This is a genomic window from Bacteroides cellulosilyticus DSM 14838 (assembly GCF_000158035.1).
Classification (GTDB): Bacteria; Bacteroidota; Bacteroidia; order Bacteroidales; family Bacteroidaceae; genus Bacteroides; species Bacteroides cellulosilyticus.
The window spans coordinates 758,384-782,409 of record NZ_EQ973491.1; the positions used below are offsets into that span (position 1 = coordinate 758,384).

The following is a 24,026-nucleotide window of genomic DNA, read 5'->3' on the forward strand; positions in this document are numbered from 1 at the left end:
ACTTCTTTCCTTGCATAGTGAGTCTAATCAAGTGCACCTTCTTCTACTATTTCTTTTGCTTGTTTATATTCATTTCCGAAAGATATGTTCATCCCCTGTCTGATCTTGATAGAAAATAATCAAAAAGGCTTAAAAGTGTTAATGGATGTATTGCTGCAATAAATGAATGAAAGTCATTTTTTAGCTTTAACAAGTGGGTTACATATTTTTTGTGATACGTTACCACACTGTTTTTTCTTGCATTTCTCTTGAGATTTTTGATTCATTATTATACTGTTTTTCTCTCTCTAAAGTGATTTCTTAAGCTCTCTTTTTGTCTTAAAAAAGGGTTCTTTGTTTTGTTTGTAATTGTTTGATATATAGCTTGATATATTGTTTTACGAAATGCAGTCAAAAAAGAATGTAACATCGAAGAGAAAGATGTAATGCCATCAAAAAAACGTGTAGCATGATCGTGTCCACTGTTTTATTTCTGATGCATACATTTGCTGCTGTGAAAAAGCATGCTATAATGTTTGGAGAGATACGTATGGAAAACTCTTTTCTTTCCTCCTATAGCTTGAAACGCTAATTTATGTAATAATAGTAATATGATTATTAACCGTTGAATTATTAATCTTAAAAGACTAATTGATTATGAAATGCAAGTATGATGACAGTTAAAGCTATCCATAATAGCTAATGGAAAAAAGAGAATGTAGTTTTTAATATCTTAAACTAATGGTAATGAAAAATGTAACAAAAAAAATCCAAAAGATCCCTTACCTACTGATTTTGTTGCTATTAAGTTGCTTGCCAACTTTAGCGCAAAATGGAGTAACGGTAAAAGGAACAGTTGTTGATGGCACTGGAGAAACTGTAATTGGTGCTTCCATCGTTGTGAAAGGCAACACTTCAATAGGTACGATATCAGATATAGATGGAAATTTCACGTTGGCTGTTCCTAATGACAAAGTAACTCTTGTAGTTTCATTTATAGGAATGAAATCACAGGAAGTTAGAATTACAGGCCAAAAGATTTTGAAGGTCACTTTAGAAGATGACTCACAGCAACTGGAAGAGGTTGTTGTGGTAGGATATGGTCAGCAGAAGAAGGCCAGTGTAGTAGGCGCTATCACACAAACTACCGGTAAAGTACTGGAACGGGCAGCTGGTATCAGTGATATTGGTGCGGCACTGACAGGTAACTTGCCGGGTGTGGTTACTACCACAGGTACAGGTATGCCAGGTGCAGAAGAACCTAAAATAACGATTCGTGGTGCAAGTTCTTGGAATAATAATGAAGATCCGCTTGTGTTGGTTGATGGTATTGAACGTCCCATGAGTTCAGTGGATATCAGTTCTGTACAATCTATTTCAGTTTTGAAAGATGCATCCGCAACTGCTGTTTACGGTGTGAAGGGTGCCAATGGTGTAATTCTTGTAACTACGAAACGTGGTGTTGAGGGCAGTGCGAAAATCGATGTGGGTTTTAATGCCACTCTGAAGGCTCCCTCTAAACTTCCCAATAAGTACGATTCTTACGACGCTTTGTTGTTTCGTAATACAGCCATTGAGCATGAATTAGCTCTGAGACCTGATTCATGGGAATACATCCGTTCCCAATCGTTTATCAATAATTATCGTAATCAGACTACTGTTGAGCAGAGAGAACGTTATCCTAATGTAGACTGGCAGAAGGCTCTGTTTAAAGATAATACGATGTCTTACAATGCCAATCTTAATATTAGTGGTGGTACAAAGTTTGTGAAGTATTTTGCTTCAGCCGACTATGTACATGAGGGGGACCTCTTTAGAATTTATGACAATGGTCGTGATTACAACTCCGGCTATGGATACGATCGTATCAATGTGCGTAGTAATCTGGACTTCAATATAACGAAGACTACCGTACTGAAGATGAACCTTGCAGGCTCCAATGCTATTCGTAAGGCTCCATGGAGCAATACGGGTAATTCGGAATGGCAGATTGGGCAGCAATGGTCGGGTGCATACAATATTGCACCGGACGTGTTCCTACCGCAGTATTCCGATGGTAGCTGGGGTATGTATCCACTTGTTTCAAACACCACGAACTCTGCAGAAAATATTTCTTTAGGTGGTACGATGCAACTCACAACCACCCGTATCAACACCGACTTTACATTGGAGCAGGATTTGAAGTTTATAACTAAGGGACTTTCTGCCCGGGCCACTGTTTCTTGGGACAATATATTTGTTGAAAACAATCGCGGTATCAATGACTTGTATAATAGTGCGCAGCGCAAGTGGGTTGATCCGGATACCGGTCAGGTGAGATATGAACAATCGTATGACACAAATAATGGTTTTGACTGGACACAAGGAGTCAATTGGAGTACTTCTCCCGGTGCTGTGGATAATAGCCAGACGGTTCGTAACCTCTATTATCAGGCGCAATTGAACTGGATGCGTAGTTTTGGTAAGCATGATGTCACGGCTATGGGATTATTTAGTCGTCAGGAAAATGCACGAGGTAGTGTGATGCCAACCTATCGTGAAGACTGGGCTTTCCGTGTTACTTATAACTATGCCGACCGTTATTTTATAGAATACAATGGCGCTTACAATGGTTCTGAAAAGTTTAGCCCAGAGAATCGTTTTGCATTTTTTAATTCAGGTGCTATTGGCTGGATGGTCAGTGAAGAACCTTTCATGAAGTTTTTCCGTGAAAAGAAGATCATTGACATGTTGAAAGTTCGTGCTTCTTATGGTGAAATTGGTTCTGACCAGTTAGGACCTGATCCGTTTGATTCAAGTCGTCGGTGGTTGTACATGAACCAGTGGGCCTATGGTGGCCACACTACTATGGATCTGAACCATACAGAAAGTATCTATACCTGGTATCGTGAGTCTGCTATTGGTAATCAGGATATACAATGGGAGGTTGTGAAGAAATTGAATATTGGTGTTGACTATTCGTTTTTTGAAGGAGTGCTGGCTGGTAGTTTGGAATTCTTCCGTGATGAACGTTCCAATATCTTTGTCTATGGTGGCGACCGTTCCATTCCTTCTTATTTCGGGGGAACTCCTCCTTCTGTTAACAAAGGCAAAATCCGTACGAATGGATATGAATTGGAATTACGTGTAAATAAGACCTTTGGTAATGACTGGCGTGTTTGGGGTAACTTTAGTATGACGCATGCTAAGAATAAGGTGTTGGTGAAAGATGACCAAGCTATGCGTCCTGCCTATCAGAAAGCAGCTGGCTTCGGGGTAGGTCAATATACTTCTTATATTGATGCGGGATACATTCAAAACTATGACCAATTGTATGGTAGCCCTGCTCATGATGCTAATGATTCTCAAAAGCTGGTGGGCGACTATTATATTGTCGATTTTAATGGCGACGGTGTGGTGGATAACAAAGATCAGGCTCCTTATGGCTACACCAGTCAGCCCGAAAATACATTTAATGCTACCATCGGTTTTGAGTGGAAAGGATTCAGTGCATTTGCACAATTCTATGGTGTGAACAATGTAACCCGTGATGTGGGGCTTACTAGTTTTGGCAGCAAACTGAACACTGTGTTTGATACTGGCACATGGTGGTCAAAAAATACTCCTAATGCCGATGTGGTAGTACCCCGCTGGAATTCTACGCCGAGCTATAACGGCGGAACCCAATCTCTTTATGACGGTTCTTATATTCGTTTGAAGAACGTTGAACTAGCTTATACTTGGAATAAAGGCTGGATCAAGAGAATGGGATTAAGTAACCTGAAAATTTATGTCAATGGTAATAATCTATGGTTATGGACTCGCATGCCGGATGACCGTGAAGCTAACCTCTCCGGAGCTGGTTATCTGGGAGCTTATCCCACAGTGAAACGTTATAACTTAGGTATTAAATTTACATTATAATAATGAACAAGATGAAATATACATATAAGACTCTTTTATGTTCAGGCCTTTTGGTTCTTGCAGTGGGGCTCGGCATGACGTCTTGCGAAGACTATTTGGATAAAAGTCCTGAATCGACTGTATCCGAAGAAGATGCGTTTAAGAATTTTCGTAATTTTCAAGGATTTATAGAAGAAATCTATAACTGTATTCCTGATAAGGAGAAATGTAACTATTGTACTTCCTGGAACTGGGGCGATGATGAACTCTTCAATTCCATGGGAGATGCCCACATGACGCATCAGGCCGACTTAGGTAACTTTCGTGCTTGGCAAAGTAATGGACAATGTTGGTTGTATAGAAATCCTAGCAATCCTGCTTCTACTGATAAGTTTCAGCATTCTTTATGGCCGCATTCTTGGTATTGCATTCGCAAGGCTAATGTAGGTCTTGCTAATTTGGACAAACTGGTGGGTACGCAGGAAGAAAAGGATTTGATTGCAGGCCAACTTTATTTCTTTCGTGCATGGTGGCATTTTGAGTTGATGACTTTTTGGGGAGGATTGCCTTACGTTGACCAGGTATTTGATGCTACGCAAGAGCTGAATTTGCCGCGATTGACTTATCAGGAGTGTGCTGATAAAGCTGCGGAGGATTTCCGTCGTGCTGCCGATCTATTACCGGTGGATTGGGATAAGACCAGTGCGGGTAAGGCTACAGAAGGTAAGAATCAACTACGTATTAATAAAATTATGGCATTGGGCTATTTGGGTAAGAATTATCTGTGGGCAGGAAGTCCCTTGATGAAGAACGGTGCACAGTTAGGAGGTACCCAAACTTACAATTATGATGAAAACTATTGTAAGAAAGCTGCGCAAGCGTTCGGTGAATTGCTGACTTTGGTAGAAAGTGGTCAGACGCAATATGCTCTTGTTGAGTTTAACTATAGTAATATATATGATCACGAGAAGGCAAAAGGTGCCTCGAATAGCTATTCTGACCTTTTCTATACCCGTCGTCAGAACTGGTTGATGCCGGGCTCAGTCGAAGCTATTTTCCGTGGTCCTTCTGCGGATTATAATGGTAGTAACTGGAATATGACGAAGTTATGGGGGCCGAAAGTAGCAGGTCTTGTTGCTCATGACAAAATTATACACCTGCCTACAGCCAATCTTGTAGAAATGTATGGTATGGCTAATGGGCTTCCTCTCGACGATCCGCAATCTGGATTTGATAAGAGACATCCATTCAAGAATAGAGACCCGCGTTTCTACCACGACGTCGTGTTCGATGGTTTCCACTATGTTTTGGCAGAAGATAAGTTGTCAGATGCACAAAAATCTTATGCTTATTGTGAACTTTATACGGGAGCGGATATGCGTTCAGCCGATCTGGGAAGTCGTACCGGCTATTTCTTCCAGAAACTGGTTCCTCACACTTGCAATGAAGGCGACAAGGAATATGATTGGGGTAGTAACTTGCATACCTATTTGTCCTACATGCGTTTGGCAGACATTTACCTGATGTATGCCGAGAGTTGTGCTGCTTTTGGTGGTTCATCTGCCAAGTCTGATAACTGTACGCTTACTTCGCTCGATGCAATCAATAAGATCCGTGCCCGTTGTGGTGCTGAGGAAGTACATTCATCCTATATTGCAGACAGCAAGAAATTTATGGACGAGATTCGTCGTGAACGTGCAGTTGAACTTTCTATGGAAGGTTTCCGCTTCAATGACCTGCAACGTTGGCTGTTGCTGACCGAGTCACCTTATACCGAGAAATATTCTGTAGAATTCGATCGGGTAGAGAGTGCAGATTTCTATAAAAATAATGACCCTGCGGAAGCTGAAGTGGCTAACTACCGTCATGAACTGATTGTGAAACGCATATACGGTACAAAGCATTATTGGTTCCCCTTACCTGATGATGATGTTTATCTTTATCTTGAGTTCGGACAGAATCCTGGCTGGTAATCGTGGAGGACTAAAAGTATGTTTAATAATAAATGAATAAACAATGAAATATATACAAGCAAAATTCATTCTTTGTGCTATGCTGGCTGTTTCTCCGATGTTTGTCAGTGCGCAGGCCACAGACTGGAATGAAACCGATTCATTGGTAAGTGAAAAAGACCCGATGGTACAGGTGGCCTTTCGTAAGGTAGCTCAAAAAGATCTTTTGGGTGGTGTTTCTGTAGTCAATGTGGAGGAACTAACGAAGAAGAATTATAATACTTACAGCCTGGATAATATGCAGGGCTATGTAGGCGGTTGGAATGGTAACTCATTGTGGGGAATGGATGGTGACAATGCCGGTTATTTGGTTTTGGTAGATGGTGTGCCTCGTGATGCGAACAATGTTATGCCGTCTGAAATAGCACAGATTTCATTTTTAAAAGGTGCTCAAGCTGTAGTTCTTTATGGTAGCAAAGCTGCTAAAGGTGCGGTGGTGATTACTACCAAACGTGGTAATGTAGAGGGACTAAATGTTAGTGTCAGAGCTAATACCGGATTTCATGTAGCAAAGGCTTTTCCGGAATACTTGGGTTCGGCAGAGTATATGACCCTTTACAATGAAGCCCTTTTGAATGACGATCCCAGTGCGAATCTTCGTTATACGGCCGAGCAGATTTACAATCATGGTTCAGGGTTGAATCCATATCGTTATCCGAACATGAACTACTACTCTTCTGATTATGTGAAGAAAGCATATAATCGTTCGGAAGTGACTGCCGAGATTACCGGTGGTGGCAAGCGTGCGCGTTTCTATAGTAATGTGAGTTATTATAGAAACGGTGATTTTCTAGACTTTGGTGAAGCCAAAAATAATAGGACAGACCGTTTTAATGTACGTGGTAATGTAGATGTAAACATCAATAGTTTTATCAATGCCTACATCAATGCCAATGCCACGTTCTACGACTTGAAAAGTGCAAAAGGTGATTATTGGAACGTTGCATCGACTGCACGTCCTAATTTCCCTGAAAATGCGGCTCCGCTCATCCCGCTGGATATGATTGATCCCAATGCTACGGCTGCTTGGGAACTACTGGGTACGACTTCCAATATTATTGGTGGTAAATATTTCTTGTCCGGTACGCAGGCCAATTCTACCAATGCTTTTGCAGACAGTTATGCTGCCGGAAGCAGTAAGTGGACGAGCCGTCAGTTTCAGTTCGATGCTGGTGTGGATGTTAACCTTAACAAAGTATTGAAAGGACTCTCGTTCAATACTATGTTTGCTGTGGATTATGCCACTTCTTACTCAACTTCTTTTGACAATAATTATGCAGTATTTGTTCCTACTTGGTCCAATTATGGCGGCAAAGACGTTATAGTGGCACTCAGCAAGGAGGGGAATGATGAAAGACCGGGTACTCAAAATGTAGGTGGAAGTACAGATAAGCAAACGATTGCATTCACTGGGCAGTTCAATTATCAGAATACTTTCAATAAGGATCATAATGTGTCAGCCATGCTTATAGCCAATGGTTATCAGCAAACGGTTTCTGCACAGTATCATCGTATTAGCAACGCCAATCTGGCATTGCAGGCGGGCTATAACTATCAGCAGCGCTATTATGCTGATTTTGGTGTGGCATTGATTCATTCCGCTAAGCTTGCTAAAGGGCATCGTCAAGCCCTCTCTCCTTCAGTGACATTAGGCTGGCGCTTAAGCAATGAAAATTTCCTGAAGGATTCTCCGGTGGTAGATGATTTATTACTGAGCGTATCGGGCAGTATCCTCAATCAGGACATTGACCTGGTGATGAATGATAATGAGTTTTATCTCTATGAATCGGTATGGACTCAGAACGATGGCTATGCATGGTATGATGGCCCGGCTGGTAAATATACTATCTCTACCAGAGGTCAGAACGACGATCTTTCGTTCATCAAGCGCAAGGAGTTCTCTGCAAACTTAAAAACTTCGCTTTGGAACAGACTGATTACAGCTGATGCTTCATTCTTCATCAACTCTATGGAGGGATATCTGATTAATCAACCCACTTTCTATCCGTCTCATTTGAATACAGGATATCCTGCAGCGTCATTTATGGCTGTACTGAACTATAATAATAACAAGCGTGTAGGCTTTGATTTCAATATAAACGCTAACAAGCGTTTTGGAGACGTAGACTTATCTTTAGGTGTGGCAGGCACATATTATGATACTAAGATCACTAAGCGTGATGAAATCTATGATGACGCCTATCGTTATCGTGAAGGAAGACCCATTGATGGTGTCTGGGGACTTCAGAGTGCCGGATTATTCCAGAGTAAGGAAGAAATCGAGAGTAGCCCTGAGCAGAAATTGGGTAGTACGGTTCAACCTGGTGACATCAAATATGTGGACCAGAATGGAGATAACGTAATTGATGATAAGGATGAAGTCTTCTTGGGTAAAGGCGGTTGGTATGGTGCACCCTTTACACTCGGTATCAATTTTACTGCCAAATGGAAAAGTTTGACCTTCTTTGTGTTAGGTACTGGTAACTTCGGCGCTTACGGATTGAAAAATAGTTCATATTATTGGGTGGATGGCGATGATAAATACTCAGCCATAGTTCGCAACCGTTGGACTCCTGAAACAGCGGCTACTGCTACTTATCCCCGTTTATCTGCCAGAAGTTCAAGTAATAACTTCCGTGCTTCGGATTATTGGTTGTACAAGACTGACCGTTTCGATCTGGCGAAAGTACAGATTACTTACGATCTACCAAAACGTATTTTGCGTAATACTTTCATTAACGAGCTATCTGCTTACGTAAGCGGTGCAAACTTGTTGACTATCTCGAAAGAACGTAAACACATGGAGATGAATGTGGGTAGTGCTCCGCAAAGCAGATTCTATAATATTGGTGTGAAAGCTGTATTCTAATCTAAAATTATGATAAAAATGAAACTAAGAAATATTATATTAACTACAGTATTACTGGCAACTTTCTCTGCTTGCGAGGATATGTTCGAACCTGCTAAGGAGAATAATCGCGGTGTTGAGGAGATGCTTTCAGATCCTAATTATGCTGTGGGACTTTTGGGGTACGGATACGCTATGCTACCGTATGACAATTCCAGTGTGAGTGATGTAGCTACAGACGATGCAGTGACCAATGATAAAGAGAGTGGCTATTCAAAAATGGCTCTTGGTTCATGGGCGTCGAATAATAATCCTATGGAACAGTGGCAAGCTCGTAAAGCTGCAATACAATACCTCAATACATTTTTAGGTATCGCAGAGCAAGTAAGTTGGGCTGAGAATGAGGTGACGAACAGGATGTTCATTGACAAACTCAGTGGAGAAGCATATGCCTTACGTGCCTTGAATTATTATTATCTTTTGATGGCTCATGGAGGTTGGACGGCAGATGGACAGCTATTGGGTGTGCCTATACTTCTGGAACCGGAAGATAACAACTCTGATTTCAATCAGCCCCGTGCTTCTTTCAGTGCATGTGTAGAGCAGGTATTTACTGACTTAAATAAAGCAGTTGAATTACTGCCTGTTGATTACGAAAATATAAAAAGTGATGCTGAAGTACCTGCAAAATACAAAGAAATCGGTGCAAAGATGGGTAACTATAATCTTGTCTTTGGAACTTATCAACGCGGACGTATTACTGCCAGAATAGCTGAAGCTATAAAGGCACAGGTAGCTTTGCTTGCTGCAAGTCCGGCTTACCGGGAAGGTTCAGGTGTGACTTCTGAAACTGCTGCAAGCTATGCTGCTACTGTATTGAATCGTATTGGTGGTGTATCTGGTCTTGATCCGACGGGTAACACTTGGTATATGAATACAAGTGATCTTGATAATCTTGGTTCAGGAGAAGTGCCTGCTGAAATCCTTTGGAGAGGAAATAAGAGCAATGGAACGGAAGATTGGGATATAGGTATTAAGCAGGAGAAAGATAACTTTCCTCCTACGCTCTATGGTAGCGGGCGTATTAATCCTACGCAAAATTTAGTGGATGCTTTCCCTATGGCTAACGGTTATCCTGTTGCAGACAAAGCTAACAGCGGTTATTCGGAAAACGCTCCTTATGAAAATCGTGATCCACGTTTAGCAAAATATATTTTATTCAATGGAGCTACATTTAAGGAAAAAGCCATTATCACAGGTACTTATCCTGATGCAGACAACAAACAAGATAATAACTTGAATCAATTGAGCACTTCTACTCGTACGGGCTACTATCTGCGTAAGCTGTTGCGTGAAGACTGTAATGCCAATCCGAGTTCACTTAATGCCAAGTTTCATATTCCTGTTCGTATCCGTTATACGGAAATATTCCTGGCTTATGCTGAAGCAGCCAACGATGCTTGGGGACCAATGGGCAAAGGTAGTAATACCTATAGTGCTTATGACGTAGTTAAGGCTATTCGTGTTCGTGGTGGTGTAGGAACCAATAACGGCGACGCTTATCTGGAGAGTATCAAGGGAGATAAGGAAAAGATGACTCAACTTATCCGTAACGAACGTCGCATTGAGCTTTGTTTCGAAAATAAGCGTTTTTGGGATATTCGTCGTTGGCAGATGCCATTGGCAGAAACTGCTAAGGGAATGCGGATTGACAAAGTGGGCGAAAGCCTGAGCTATACCGTAATTGATGTAGAAAATAGAAACTACAAGGAGTATATGAATTACGGACCTATACCTTATGGTGAGATGTTGAAGTGGAGTAATCTACAACAGAACAAAGGATGGTAATCACATAATTATAAAATGCAAAAAGAATATGGAAATGAAAATCTATAAATTATTATCTGTAATATTGGGGAGTGCCATGTCATTTGCTTTCTCTTCATGTGAGAATGCAAGTAACTCTTTTCCCGATTATGAGGGTGGTGTGAGTGTATATTTTGCTTATCAATATCCGGTGCGTACTATTGTATTGGGCAATGACCCAGTGGTAGATAATTCGGCTGACCGTCAGCACAAGTGTGCTATTTATGCAACAATGGGAGGGGCATATGGTGGAAGAAATATCACTATAGATATTGCTGTGGATAATACACTTTGTGATAACCTCTTTTTTGAAGATGGTTCACCGGTATTACCTATGCCTCCCACATATTATACATTGGCTGGTGATAAAATTAAATATAATGGTGACCACTGGGGGAATGTGGAGGTGCAACTTACTGATGCTTTCTTTGCTGACGAAAAAGCACTGAGCAACAATTATGTAATTCCTGTAGTGATGAAGAAGCAGACTGGTGCCGACCGCATATTGACAGGTACTCCTTTGATTGAAGGTGATGCGCCGGCACGTTCCAATTCGGATTATTGGAGTGTGCAGCCCCAAGACTACGTACTTTATTGTGTGAAATATATGAATCCATGGCATGCTTCGTATTTGCGTCGCGGTATAGATCAGGTAACAGAAAGTGGTACTACAACTACCGTTGTGCGTCATGCTCAATCTGTGGAAAAGGATGAAGTCTGTGATATTACTACTCGTTCGTTGAAGACTGCTGTTTTTTCTGTTAGTACAAAAGAGGCTGATGGAACAACGATGAAGTGCGATTTACTGTTGACGTTTAATGATAACGATGAGTGCACCATTGTCTCAGGTACCACAGGAATAACAGCTACAGGTTCCGGGAAATTTGTGGAAAATGGAGAGAAAAAAGCCTGGGGTGGTAAAGACCGGGATGCTATCTATCTGGATTATAGTGTAGACTTTGGTATAAAAAAGGTGGCTACGAAAGATACATTGGTATTACAGACTCGTGGAACGAACAAGATAGAAACTTTTGTCCCTAAGTATCGCGCCAATTGAACGGAAACGTTTAAACGAGCAATTAACATAATGTTGGATAATAACTAAAAACATTCAATCATGAAAAAAATATTAATATCTATATTTTTATGTCTTCCTCTTCTGCTTTGGGCACAAAGCGGACCGACTGTCAATATCACGGGAAGTTATACCGCAGTGCTATCTGATCCTTATACGCCTCCAATAACGGCTGATTTAGGTAATCAGATGTATCTGAATGCCTTGTCCGGATTTGTCCGTATCGTAATGGACGTGCCGGATAGTTCATTGCATTATGAATGGGAAGCTTATTCTTCGGATGGTTCGGAGGTTTCTTTGCAATATTCAGGATTGCATAATGAGCGTTATCTGAGCTTGAACGGTACGCCCAGAAGTGTAACCATACGTGTATTGTTGAAGAAGGATACAGGTCCGAATTATGTGGTGAATTATAGAAGTTTTACATTTACCACTTATCGTTACCCTTGATTGCATATTGACGAAAAGAATAAGAAATATGTTAATAAATGATTATACAATGAAAACAATTAAATACTCATTATCCTTGGGCCTATTGCTGTCGCTTGCTTCTTGTGCCGATGACCAATTCGTTGACTTTAAGACTGAGAAGCCGGAAAGTATAGCCCAATATGAATATCTCAATGCTTACGATGCATTGAAAACATACATAGACCGAAGTGTAAGTCCCGACTTTAAGTTGGGCATTGCGCTGTCGGCGAGTGATTTTCTGAAAGGAGAAGTGGTGCGTACTATGGCTATCTCCAATTTCGATGAGATGACGGCGGGTAATGCTATGAAGTACGCTTCGTGTGTGGCTAATGACGGAACAATGAGCTTCAGCACAGTGGCGAAGTTTGTTGAGGAAGCAAAAGCTGCCGGAATCACTATTTACGGACATACGCTGGCTTGGCATGCGCAGCAGAATAATAAGTATCTAAACGGATTGATTGCTCCGATACCTTTGCCTGTTGATCCAAACGCTGCTAACAATTTCTTACATATTACAGTACCAAATGCGGGAAAAGACCCTTGGGAAGCAGAAATTTATTATGATTTAAGTACGCCGCTTGAAGTAGGCAAAGAATATGTGATTTCAATGAAAGCTAAAGCTACTTCTAATGTAGATTATAACTTTTGGCCTGGTGTTATTGATGGTGATACACAATACTTGCCTTCTTTTTCCGCTGGTGAAAAATGGGAAGAGACTTCAATTACGTTTACAGCAAGTATGCCTATCAATCGCTTGCGCTTTTGTTTCGGTCCGTTCCAAGGGGAACTCTGTTTTGATGATGTGACATTGACTTCTGCTGATGGCGAAAATCTTATTGTAGACGGTACGTTCGATACAGGCGATTTATCCCATTGGACAAAGCCAAGTTGGATGGGTACATATACCTATGAAATAGGGAAGGAAGGCAACGATAATGCTGGTTTTTGTTTGACTATGACTAATACGGAAAAGAAAGACAATAATTACGGTTCACAAGTGTGGTATCAATTTGCTACACCGTTGACAGAAGGAAAGGCATACACTTTTACGGCCAAGGTTAAAGCAACTGATGTATACAATTGTACTATATTTTTGCAGTCTACCAGCGTTGGCTCTCAAGGTTATCCAGGTGGATTTGCTATTGGTACAGAATGGACAGATGTAAGTTTTGTATTTACGCCGGGGTTTGACCAAGTAGATAAGTTTACCTTTAATTTTGGTGATTTTGTAGGAACTATTTATGTTGATAATGTAGTGTTCTCTGATGGGACATCGGAAATTTATACTACTAACTTTGAAAACCAGTCGATTGCAGGGTGGACAAGTTGGGATGGTTATCAAGCGTTATCTGCTGAAGGTGAGGGATATTCTTCTAATCAGACAAGTATTGAGTTGACTCCCGAAGAAAAGAAAGATACCCTTACATGGGCCATGAACAACTGGGTAAAAGGTATGATGGAAGCTACTGGTGGTTATGTGACTGCGTGGGATGTAGTGAATGAAGCTATTTCCGGTGGTGGTAATGATGAAGGTTTCTATACTTTGCAGTCTGCCAAAAATGTCTCTGCAGAAGATGCCAAGAATAACTTCTACTGGCAAGACTACTTGGGCAACGAAGACTATGTGCGCATTGTGGTAGCTGCTGCCCGTAAGTACTATGCCGAGAACGGTGGTGTTAATCCTCTGAAACTCTTTGTCAATGACTATAATCTGGAGTCTGACTGGGACGATAATAAGAAAGTTAAGAGTCTGGTACACTGGATTGAAAAGTGGGAAGCTGATGGCGTGACAAAGATTGACGGTATTGGTACACAGATGCACGTGAGTTGCTATGCTAATGCTGCTACACAGAAGAGTAAAGAAGATCATGTGGTGAAGATGTTCGAAATCTTGGCTGAAAGTGGCAAACTCGTGAAGATAACCGAGCTTGATATGGGCTACATAGATGAGAATGGTACCAGTGTGAAGACGGAGAATATGACTGAAGCACAGCATAAAGCAATGTCTGATTACTACAAGTTCATCGTGAAGAAGTACTTCGAGATAATTCCTGCTGCCCAGCAGTATGGTATCACTCAGTGGTGTGCAACCGATAGTCCCAGTGATTCAGGCTGGCGCGGTGGCGAACCCGTAGGTCTTTGGGATTCCAATTACAGTCGTAAGCATACCTATGCAGGTTTTGCTGATGGATTGGCTGGAAAATAATAAAGTTTTATGAGAAAAGGCAGCGGGGCATAATGTGAAACCGCTGCCTTTATTGTTTTAATAAAAATCGAATAACAATGAAAAACATATTATTTATTTTGAGTTTAGTCATCTGGTGTGGTTGTAGTAATGAAATACCTTTTGATACTAATAGGGCAGAAGATATGACTGTTACACGAACTACGAATTCGGATAGCGTATATTATTTTGAAGGGTATTTTAGTCAATTGCAACCGATTGTGACATTACCGTACAAAAAAGATTCTATTAGGCAAACTATTGTTTCTTATAGACAAGTAGGTACTACTGTGGCAGATATAGTTCCTGAGGTGGTGAGTAAACCTACATGGGTGAATAGAATTGATTTTTTGAATCCTTATTATAAAATATATGAAGTGTTTATTTCAGTAGATGCAAATACTTCTGTAGAGAAGAGAGTGGGAAGTATTACACTAAAACAACCGGAATCCAATAAAACATTAAATATTGGAATTACTCAAAATGGAATTAATAATTATATAATTGTTTCAGTGAAAGAACTTTACTCCAATCATCCATTGTTTACTGCTACTACAACTTATCCCGTAGAAAAAGAGATCAGTTGCAGAATTCCATACGAAGCATACAATGATGGTGGAAAGTATGACGGCAACGCATCAATCACTATTCCGAAAGGAGAAACAAAAGGAACTTACGAAATGGATTATAATGGTTCTCCGTTAGTTTATTATCATGGTGATATAAAAGGCTATAAATTGTATGAAGGAACTATTACAGGAGATGATATTTATAACTATAGCTTTGTACGCTATTGGTAAAAGTGATGTGTCTGTTAAAGTTGTTTTTTTATATTTATTTCTCAGTTATTGTCTAATTAAAAAGTAGTAGTTATGAAACAGATTTTATCGTTAGCGTTATTTTTATTTTTGTTCAGTTGTAGTTCTGATGAGTTGGCTGGATTGGATAGTGAAATTGATGTAGAAAAGACATCGGTTCTCGATAGGAACTTGTCAGACTGTTCAGAAACGGCAGAAACCAGGGCTGTCAATAGTCTTGCCACTATTGTGGCTGAAAATACTCCTCAGAAAGGTGTCTATAAGTTTACGATAACTACTCAATATCCGGTAGAGAGTGCGGTTGCTCTTTTCCGTGTGCATTATAAGATAGTAAAAAGCAATGGTAGTATGGAGTCAAAATATGCTATTTTTACATTGCTTCGGGATGAAACTACAGATGAGGTATATGTGGATCATAGTGCTGACGGAATATTGGCTTTGATGTTGGAGTCTGCCGAGGTCCAACCTGGAACGGATTCGGAGTACAATTATGAGTTTAAATTGTTGCCTATTGGATGGATATCATAGTGCTGGGAGTAGAAATCTGTTTTTATGATTTAAAATTCCGTTGTGGGCTTTTTGGTTTCCTATATTAACGTGAGTTGGATATGATTAATGAATCACTCAAAAATATTATGAACGGAAAAAGAATTTTATCAATGCTGCTGTGCCTGGGCGTTATGTTGCTATGGGCGTCTTGCGCAGATTATGAGATAAAAGAAATAGTGCAGCCGGAAGAGCCGACGGAGTCCGTGGACCCGAATCCGGAACCTGAGACTCCTGCTGAAGCCAAGTTGCCGATATTGCGTGTAGAAGGGCGTTACCTTAAAAATGAAAAGGGAGAAATAGTCAATCTGCATGGTTTTACGCAGACTTACAGCCCTTTCTTCAATAATAATGCGTGGGGTAACTATGACGTGCAGGCATGCCTCAGGTATAATAAGAGCATGGTAGACGGCATTGTGACCGCAGGATGGAAATTCAATTTCGTGCGGATGCACCTCGACCCGTATTGGAGTGATGGCCCCTCCATGCAGTCCGTGAGATATGAAGGACATGAGCGGTTCTCCGAAACCCGTTTTCGGAAGTATCTTGAAGAGTTGTTTGTGCCGATGGCAGAATACTTTATTTCTAAGGGAATGTATGTGGTGATGCGTCCGCCTGGGGTTTGTCCGTCTGATGCTCCCTATCAAGGTATAGAAATAGGAGACACTTATCAGCAATTTTTGCTCAAAGTGTGGGATATTGTCTCGCAACATCCTAAACTGAAAAATAATATGGATGTTATGTTTGAGCTTGCTAATGAACCTGTCAGAATAAAAGGTACTGACGGAACATATGGCAGTAGCGGTGACGGTCATTTCAAGAATCTCCAACTCTACTTTCAGGCTATAGTAGACAAGATACGTACTAATTGTCACAACATTGTTTGGGTGCCGGGATTATCTTATCAGTCATCCTACGCCGGATATGCTATTCACCGTATCGAAGGAGAGAACATAGGCTTTGCTGTTCACTGCTATCCCGGTTGGTATGGTAGCGATGCTGAGGAAGACAGCGGCGAAGGAATCGGCTCTTCCACAGGAGGTGGTTATGAAGCTTTTCAGCGGGGTTGGGATGCGCAAGTAGGTCCTGTGGCGGTTTTTGCTCCTATCATGGTGACTGAAATAGACTGGGCTCCGAAGAAATATGATGCCACTTGGGGTAAAAGTATTACAGGAACGGCAGGTGCTGAAGGCTTTGGCGCCAACTTCAAATATATAGCCGATAATTCAGGTAATGTTTCCTGGTTGTTTTTCACCACTAGATCCCATGAGCTGGTGGCATTTAAGGATGTGCCGGGTGAACCGGGCAACTATACTTTTCTCAATGACCCCGAAGCCTGTCCTTGGGCGATGTACCATTGGTTCAAAGAATATGCTGATGGGATAGTAGTGAATGGGGAACTGGAGAAACTGGAGCTGATGGGACAGGAAGGAAATCTTCGTCTGCAAATGGGTGGTACGAATTATCTCAAAGTGAAAGCTGTTTATTCTGATGGAACGGTACGGATGGTGACTGCGGAAGCGACTGTCAACAGTTCAGATACGAACGTGCTGAAAGTAGAACAGGCAGCCAAATTAGTAGCTGTGGCACCAGGTGAAGCTACGGTAACCGTTACATATCAATCGGCTGCCGGAGTCAGTAAGCAACTGACATTGCAGGTTACGGTAATTTCTCCTTTCTCACTGACAGCAGATGTCTTCAATCCTTCTATATGGGAGAAAGGCACGTTCGACGAAAACACCCGCACACTGGTGACGGGACAGTATGGTTTCGGAGGGTGGCAATATGACAGTGGACTTGATTTGTCGGGATATAAGACTGTGACCGTAGAATTGGGTAATGATAATGAAAGTGGTGTTTCGTTCCGTCTGTTTGATAAAACCAGTTATTGGAGTGAGCCTGCTACGTATGATTTCGGATCTTCGCGTAAGATTGTAGTGGAGTTGAATAATATGAAAGATAAGAGCGGAAGAAAGATTGATCCTTCGCATCTTTATATTGCAGGTTTTTGGTCAACAGGTGGAAAACCTATTGTGATAGCTAATGTTTTCTTAGCAAATTAAAAAGACATATCAACTCTCATCTTTCCGAGAGTTTGATATAATTTGTGCATTTTATAATATCTTTCCTGCATCCTCTGTGAAGAGTGTGCAGGAGCACAAATCTGTAATGATGTATACACTATCCGGTTATGTACAAAATGCACCTTGTCAATCTCCCCTCAGACCTCATCCGTGCCAGTTCCCAGCCGAAGTATAGTTGTGATCCACAACAAGCAATGTAATTTCAGGCAAGTCTGATTTCAAGCGGAATATGTATTTTCATTGACGAGAAGAGTGTGTATGTGATGCGGACAAATATCTATATATCGGTGACATTGGATATATAGATACTGCGCATCCGATATATAGATGCGACACGTCCGATATAGAGTGATAGAAGGGCTACGATGTAATACTCCTACAAGAAAATGTAACGTGAATATGAAAGATGTAACATAGGTGAATAACTATGTAGCATGAAAATGTGGATTATATTACTTCGATCTGTTACATTTGAAACCGAAAAGATTTCTGAGATTATAATTGAATATAAAATGAAGAATAGCATGAAAAACATGAATCTTTTGTTCACTTTGCTGATGGGGGTGTTTTGAGCTTGGGACTGTAATATTTATCTAATATTGATATTCAAATATCTGAAATCGTAAAGCGGTGATCAGATTCATGCCTTATTTTTGCAGATACAAATGAATTGTCTGATAAACTTTAAATAAAAGATATGATGAAGAAGATAATTGTATGGTTGGCTGTAATGATGTATACATTGTCCGGTTATGCACAAAATGCACCTTGGAATTTCCAGAGTAAAGTAGTCACGGATACTCTTTTCAGTAAAGTGTTAAATTCAAAGCGTGCTTATACCGTTTTTCTGCCAAAGAGTTTTGAACAGAATAAAGAGAAAAAATATCCGGTCCTGTATCTTTTGCATGGTATGTGGGAGACCAATCCTGTCTGGGCCGAGCGTGGACATGTAAAAGATGTGATGGATCGCCTTGTAGCCAGTGGAGAAGCATGTGAGATGATTATTGTTACTCCGAATGCCGGTGGTAATATACATATGGAATGGAACGGATATTTTGATATGCCTGGTTGGAAATATGAGACATTCTTTTATACGGAATTCTTGCCCTATATAGAGAAAGAATACAGGGTGATAGGCGATAGGCTGCATCGTGCCATTGCCGGCTTGTCGATGGGAGGTGGCGGAGCTACTAATTATGGCCAGCGCCATAGTGATATGTTTTGTGCAGTCTATGCGATGAGTGCTCTGATGTCTATTCCTGAGCAAGGAGCAGTGTCTGCTGATGATCCGAATTCTAAAATAGCGATACTGACTCGTAGTGTTATTGAAAATAGCTGTGTGAAATATGTGACCGAGGCCGATGAGAACCGTAAGGTTGATTTACGTAATGTTGCCTGGTTTGTAGATTGTGGGGATGATGATTTCCTGCTTGATCGTAATATAGAGTTCTATCAAGCAATGCGTAATGCCGGTATACCTTGCCAGTTCAGGGTGCGCGATGGAGGACATGATTGGGAATATTGGCACTCGGCTCTTTATCAGTGTTTACCTTTCGTAACCCGGATATTTGGTAAGGAATGAATATACATATAAACAAACAATAATAGACAGATTATGAGAACATTTGTATTTACATGCTTGCTTCTTTTAGGCATGACGACATTTGCACAGGACGCGAATTTCCATATCTATCTGTGTTTGGGACAATCGAACATGGAAGGAAATGCAAAGGTAGAAGAACAGGATACAGTGGCAGTTGACAGTCGCTTTCAGGTATTAGCGGCTGTCGATTGTCCTAATTTGGGGAGGACCAAAGGGAATTGGTATAAGGCGGTTCCTCCTTTGGCTCGTTGCTATACGGGCTTGACCCCGGGAGATTATTTCGGCCGGGCTATGGTGGCTAATCTTCCATCTAATGTGCGGGTAGGAATTATCAATGTTGCCGTAGGCGGTTGTAGGATAGAACTGTTTGACAAGGATAACTATCAATCCTATGTAGAAACTTCTCCGGACTGGCTGAAGAATATGGTAAAGGAATATGGCGGCAATCCTTATGCGCGTTTGGTTGAGATGGCAAAGCTTGCTCAAAAAGACGGAGTGATTAAAGGTATTCTGTTACATCAGGGAGAGTCGAATACAAATGATAAAGACTGGCCCTTAAAAGTAAAGGGAGTGTATGATAATCTTTTGAACGATTTAGGATTATCTGCCGCTAATGTGCCTTTGCTGGCAGGTGAGGTGGTACATGCAGATCAGAATGGCGTTTGTGCCAGCATGAATACAATCATCGACAGCTTGCCACAGGTGATTCCTACTGCACACGTGATATCTTCTGCCGGTTGTCCGGCTGCATTCGATAATCTTCATTTTACAGCTGAAGGATATCGGATGCTAGGAGCTCGCTATGCTGCTAAAATGCTTTCTATTTTAGGATATGGAGATTGGACGTCTGCTCAGAATATGAAGTTATGGTATAATCGTCCGGCACAAGATTGGTTGGAAGCCTTGCCATTAGGTAATTCCCGTTTGGGGGCTATGGTATTTGGCGGAACTGCCCGTGAAGAATTGCAACTCAATGAAGAGACGTTCTGGGCTGGTGGACCGTACAATAATAATAATCCTAAAGGGTTGCAGGTATTACCTGAAATACGTCGCCTTATTTTTGAAGGCAAAACTTTGGAGGCGCAGAAACTCATTGATGAGAATTATATGACGCCTCAGCATGGTATGCGTTATTTGACGCTGGGAAGTCTTTTCCTGAATTTCCCCGGGCATGAAAATCCTTCTGAATATTATCGGGATCTGAATCTGGAGAATGCTACTGCTACAACACGTTATGAAGTGGATGGAGTGAAGTTTGTCCGTACGGCATTTGCCTCTTTGAGTGATGATGTGATTATTGTACGTATTCAGGCGGATAAAGCAAAGGCCTTGAATTTTGCTGTATCATACAGCAGTCCGCTGAAATCAGATGTACAAGTAAAGGGGGGTAAGCTGATTATCTCTTGTCAGGGAGCTGAACATGAAGGAATTCCTGCTGCTATGCGTGCCGAATGTCAAGTACAGGTGAGAACAGATGGTAAAGTGAGTAAGGAAGAAAGCACACTTGCCGTGAATGGGGCTACTGAAGCTACCTTGTACATTTCAGCAGCTACTAATTTTGTGAATTATCATGATGTCAGTGCGAACGAGTCAAAACGTGCAGCTACTTATTTGCAGAAAGCCACCCGCATTCCTTACGAACAGGCTTTGAAGAGTCATATCGCCTCTTATCGCAAGCAATATGACCGTGTGTCCTTGACTTTAGAAAGTACCGGAGTTTCCGCTTTGGAGACACCTGTCCGTGTGCAACGTTTTATGGAAGGGAATGATATGGCGATGGCAGCTTTGATGTTCCAATATGGTCGTTATCTGCTGATTTCTTCTTCGCAACCCGGTGGTCAGCCTGCCAATCTTCAAGGTATTTGGAATCATAGTCCATATGCTCCCTGGGATAGTAAATATACGGTTAATATCAATGCGGAGATGAATTATTGGCCTGCTGAAGTGACCAATTTGAGTGAGACACATGAACCTCTCTTTGATATGGTGACTGACTTGGCAGTTACAGGCAGTGAGACTGCTAAAGTTCTTTATGATGCTAAAGGTTGGGTGGCACATCATAATACGGATATATGGCGTGCCTGCGGACCGGTGGATGCTGCATACTTCGGCATGTGGCCTAATGGAGGTGCCTGGCTGGCACAGCATCTGTGGCAGCATTATCTGTTTACCGGTGACAAAGAGTTTCTAAGGAAGTATTATCCGCTGTTGAAGGGAACTGCTGATTTTTATTTAAGTCATTTAGTGGAACATCCGAAGTATAAATGGATGGTTACAGTACCTTCCATGTCTCCTGAACATGGTTATCGGGGTTCACAAACAACGATTACGGCAGGTTGTACAATGGATAATCAGATTGCTTTTGATGCTTTGTACAATACACTTCAGGCCAGTCGTATCTTGGGTGGAGATAAACAGTATGAGGATTCTTTGCAGGTAATGCTGAGTAAGTTGCCGCCAATGCAGATTGGGAAACATAACCAATTGCAGGAATGGTTAATTGATGCTGATAATCCGCTGGATGACCATCGGCATATTTCGCACTTATATGGCTTATATCCCAGTAATCAGATTTCTCCGACTACAAATCCGGAGTTATTTCAAGCTGCCCGGAATACTTTGATACAGCGTGGAGATATGGCTACCGGTTGGAGCATTGGGTGGAAGATTAATTTCTGGGCGCGTATGTTGGATGGCAATCATGCTTATAAGATTATACAGAATATGCTTCATCTTTTGCCTAATGATAAAGTTCAAAAAGAATATCCTGAGGGACGTACTTATCCTAATTTATTTGATGCCCATCCACCTTTCCAGATCGATGGAAACTTTGGTTATACGGCAGGAGTTGCAGAAATGTTGTTGCAAAGCCATGATGGTGCAGTACACTTATTGCCTGCACTGCCTGAAGCATGGAAAAAAGGAAGTGTGAAAGGCCTTGTTGCCCGTGGTGGTTTTGTGGTGGATATGGAATGGGATGGCGTTCAACTGAAAAAGGCGAAGATACATTCTCGTTTGGGCGGGGTACTACGTATCCGTTCTTATGTTCCTTTAAAGGGAAAAGGAGTGAAAGTGGCAGACGGTGCTTGCCCGAATCCTCTTTATGCATCGGCAGTTATAAAAGAACCGGTAGTTTCAAAACTGATAAATCCTCAGGTGCCGGTCCTTTATCGTACTTACGAATATGACATTGTTACCCAGCCAGGAGAAGACTATTCGCTGGAGCGTAGTATGTAATGATATTAGCAGTCTATTAATTGTGACAAAACCTTGGAGTGATGAAACTTACGACTTTATTTGCGGTTAGTGTCAGCCTGATACTTTCCGGCTTTTGTTCACTTGGAGTTCAGGCTCATCCTGTTCAGGAAAACAGCAGTGGGGACCCGATTCCTGCAGGAGCTTACTATACTGATAACTATCGGAATTTGTTTAATGAGTATTTAGGTATTTCTCAGCAACAAACCGACCGGAAAATGGAGCAAATCTGGAATCATTTCTTTGTGAATGAAAAAACAAAGGTTTACTATGAGAGTGATGACAATACTGCCTATATTTATGATACAGGGAATCAGGATGTACGTACAGAAGGAATGTCCTATGGAATGATGATATGTGTACAGTTGGATAAGCAGGCGGAATTCGATAAGTTATGGCGGTGGGCCAAGAAATACATGCTATATACTTCGGGCAAATGGTCGGGATATTATGCCTGGCACTGTACACCTCATGGCGTTAAAATAGGTAAGGAGCCGAGTTGCGCTTCTGATGGTGAAATTTATTTTATAACTTCTTTATTCTTTGCTTCTCACCGTTGGGGGAATGGCGGAGCATATGACTATAATCAGGAAGCTCAGAAAATCTTGAAAGATGTTATGTCTAAAGATGGTTCCCAAGGCGTTTATAACCTGTTCAATACTGAGAGTAAACTCGTTACATTTGTACCGGAAAAGGTCTATTATAACTATACGGACCCTTCTTATAATCTGCCTGCTTTCTTTGAACTTTGGGCTTTGTGGTCTGACACTAATAAGGAATTCTGGAAGCAAACGCCTGATGCAGCCCGTCGCTTGTTGGCTGATGCATCGCATAAAAAGACGGGATTGTTTCCTGATTATTCTGCATTCGATGGCACTCCTTGGAAAACTAAGAATTGGGGGTATGATACAAGAAGATACCAGTTTGATGCTCTCCGTTGTGCCATGAATGTTGGTATGGATTATTATTGGTTTGGGAAAGATGCTGCTAACCAGACAGAGATGATGAGTCGATTGCTTAACTTTTTCAAGCAAGATAATTTTACGCACGAATATTTTAATGTGGATGGTTCAGCACCTGCCGGTAATTATTCAACAGGTATGATCGGTGCAAATGCTGTAGGAGCCTTTGCTCTGAATGACAAGGATCTGGCGAAAGAATGTATACAGAAATTGTGGGATGAACCATTACCTACGGGGAAATTCCGTTACTATAGCGGTATGGTATATATGATGTCTATGCTGCATGTCAGTGGAAACTTCCGGATTATCAAGTAGTTTGGTGAATGGAAAGTGTAAAAGTAGTATAAGCGTAATATATTGATATAATAAAGAAAGCCAGCTAATTGTCATGAATTAGTTGG

13 protein-coding genes are annotated in these 24,026 nt (G+C 41.3%); all 13 read left to right on the plus strand.

Annotated elements, in window-relative coordinates; translation table 11 throughout:
* Window positions 1-720: 720 nt before the first annotated feature.
* The 13 genes from BACCELL_RS15185 to BACCELL_RS15245 all read left to right on the plus strand — a co-directional run bounded on the left by BACCELL_RS15185 (window position 721) and on the right by BACCELL_RS15245 (window position 23,940).
* Complete coding sequence (locus tag BACCELL_RS15185) at window positions 721-3,882, plus strand: SusC/RagA family TonB-linked outer membrane protein (RefSeq protein WP_007212759.1); 3,162 nt, start codon at window positions 721-723, stop codon at window positions 3,880-3,882.
* 11 nt (window positions 3,883-3,893) lie between these two features.
* On the plus strand, window positions 3,894-5,834 hold the full coding sequence (locus BACCELL_RS15190) for a RagB/SusD family nutrient uptake outer membrane protein (RefSeq protein WP_044154042.1): 1,941 nt from the start codon (window positions 3,894-3,896) through the stop codon (window positions 5,832-5,834).
* 43 nt (window positions 5,835-5,877) lie between these two features.
* A complete protein-coding gene (locus tag BACCELL_RS15195; protein ID WP_007212761.1) occupies window positions 5,878-8,742 on the plus strand; it encodes a SusC/RagA family TonB-linked outer membrane protein in 2,865 nt (954 codons plus the stop codon).
* 18 nt (window positions 8,743-8,760) lie between these two features.
* Window positions 8,761-10,569, plus strand: a complete 1,809-nt coding sequence (locus BACCELL_RS15200) for a RagB/SusD family nutrient uptake outer membrane protein (protein WP_044154044.1) — start codon at window positions 8,761-8,763, stop codon at window positions 10,567-10,569.
* A gap of 28 nt (window positions 10,570-10,597) precedes the next feature.
* Entirely contained in the window at window positions 10,598-11,644 is a 1,047-nt protein-coding gene (locus BACCELL_RS15205) for a DUF5627 domain-containing protein (protein WP_007212763.1), read from the plus strand.
* 60 nt (window positions 11,645-11,704) lie between these two features.
* Window positions 11,705-12,112: a hypothetical protein gene (locus BACCELL_RS15210; RefSeq protein ID WP_007212764.1), complete on the plus strand. Its 408-nt coding sequence runs from the start codon at window positions 11,705-11,707 to the stop codon at window positions 12,110-12,112.
* A gap of 49 nt (window positions 12,113-12,161) precedes the next feature.
* Complete coding sequence (locus tag BACCELL_RS15215) at window positions 12,162-14,339, plus strand: endo-1,4-beta-xylanase (RefSeq protein WP_044154048.1); 2,178 nt, start codon at window positions 12,162-12,164, stop codon at window positions 14,337-14,339.
* A gap of 77 nt (window positions 14,340-14,416) precedes the next feature.
* Window positions 14,417-15,157, plus strand: coding sequence for a hypothetical protein (locus BACCELL_RS15220; protein WP_007212766.1), 741 nt, complete (start codon window positions 14,417-14,419; stop codon window positions 15,155-15,157).
* A 72-nt stretch (window positions 15,158-15,229) separates the two neighbouring features.
* Window positions 15,230-15,703: a hypothetical protein gene (locus tag BACCELL_RS15225; RefSeq protein WP_007212767.1), complete on the plus strand. Its 474-nt coding sequence runs from the start codon at window positions 15,230-15,232 to the stop codon at window positions 15,701-15,703.
* Window positions 15,704-15,810: 107 nt separating this feature from the next.
* Window positions 15,811-17,784, plus strand: a complete 1,974-nt coding sequence (locus tag BACCELL_RS15230) for a cellulase family glycosylhydrolase (RefSeq protein ID WP_085961932.1) — start codon at window positions 15,811-15,813, stop codon at window positions 17,782-17,784.
* Between the two features lie 721 nt (window positions 17,785-18,505).
* Window positions 18,506-19,387 (plus strand): alpha/beta hydrolase, encoded by an 882-nt coding sequence (locus tag BACCELL_RS15235; protein WP_044154050.1) that lies wholly within the window; start codon window positions 18,506-18,508, stop codon window positions 19,385-19,387.
* A 33-nt stretch (window positions 19,388-19,420) separates the two neighbouring features.
* The gene (locus tag BACCELL_RS15240; RefSeq protein WP_236100724.1) at window positions 19,421-22,645 is read left to right on the plus strand and encodes a glycosyl hydrolase family 95 catalytic domain-containing protein; all 3,225 of its coding nucleotides are present in this window, start codon (window positions 19,421-19,423) and stop codon (window positions 22,643-22,645) included.
* A gap of 41 nt (window positions 22,646-22,686) precedes the next feature.
* Window positions 22,687-23,940: a family 8 glycosyl hydrolase gene (locus BACCELL_RS15245; RefSeq protein WP_007212772.1), complete on the plus strand. Its 1,254-nt coding sequence runs from the start codon at window positions 22,687-22,689 to the stop codon at window positions 23,938-23,940.
* Window positions 23,941-24,026: the final 86 nt, after the last annotated feature.

Coding starts and splice junctions, on each gene's coding strand:
- BACCELL_RS15185 (WP_007212759.1), top strand. CDS start 721: ATGGTAATGAAAAATGTAACAAAAAAAATCCAAAAGATCCCTTACCTA.
- BACCELL_RS15190 (WP_044154042.1), top strand. CDS start 3,894: ATGAAATATACATATAAGACTCTTTTATGTTCAGGCCTTTTGGTTCTT.
- BACCELL_RS15195 (WP_007212761.1), top strand. CDS start 5,878: ATGAAATATATACAAGCAAAATTCATTCTTTGTGCTATGCTGGCTGTT.
- BACCELL_RS15200 (WP_044154044.1), top strand. CDS start 8,761: ATGAAACTAAGAAATATTATATTAACTACAGTATTACTGGCAACTTTC.
- BACCELL_RS15205 (WP_007212763.1), top strand. CDS start 10,598: ATGGAAATGAAAATCTATAAATTATTATCTGTAATATTGGGGAGTGCC.
- BACCELL_RS15210 (WP_007212764.1), top strand. CDS start 11,705: ATGAAAAAAATATTAATATCTATATTTTTATGTCTTCCTCTTCTGCTT.
- BACCELL_RS15215 (WP_044154048.1), top strand. CDS start 12,162: ATGAAAACAATTAAATACTCATTATCCTTGGGCCTATTGCTGTCGCTT.
- BACCELL_RS15220 (WP_007212766.1), top strand. CDS start 14,417: ATGAAAAACATATTATTTATTTTGAGTTTAGTCATCTGGTGTGGTTGT.
- BACCELL_RS15225 (WP_007212767.1), top strand. CDS start 15,230: ATGAAACAGATTTTATCGTTAGCGTTATTTTTATTTTTGTTCAGTTGT.
- BACCELL_RS15230 (WP_085961932.1), top strand. CDS start 15,811: ATGAACGGAAAAAGAATTTTATCAATGCTGCTGTGCCTGGGCGTTATG.
- BACCELL_RS15235 (WP_044154050.1), top strand. CDS start 18,506: ATGAAGAAGATAATTGTATGGTTGGCTGTAATGATGTATACATTGTCC.
- BACCELL_RS15240 (WP_236100724.1), top strand. CDS start 19,421: ATGAGAACATTTGTATTTACATGCTTGCTTCTTTTAGGCATGACGACA.
- BACCELL_RS15245 (WP_007212772.1), top strand. CDS start 22,687: ATGAAACTTACGACTTTATTTGCGGTTAGTGTCAGCCTGATACTTTCC.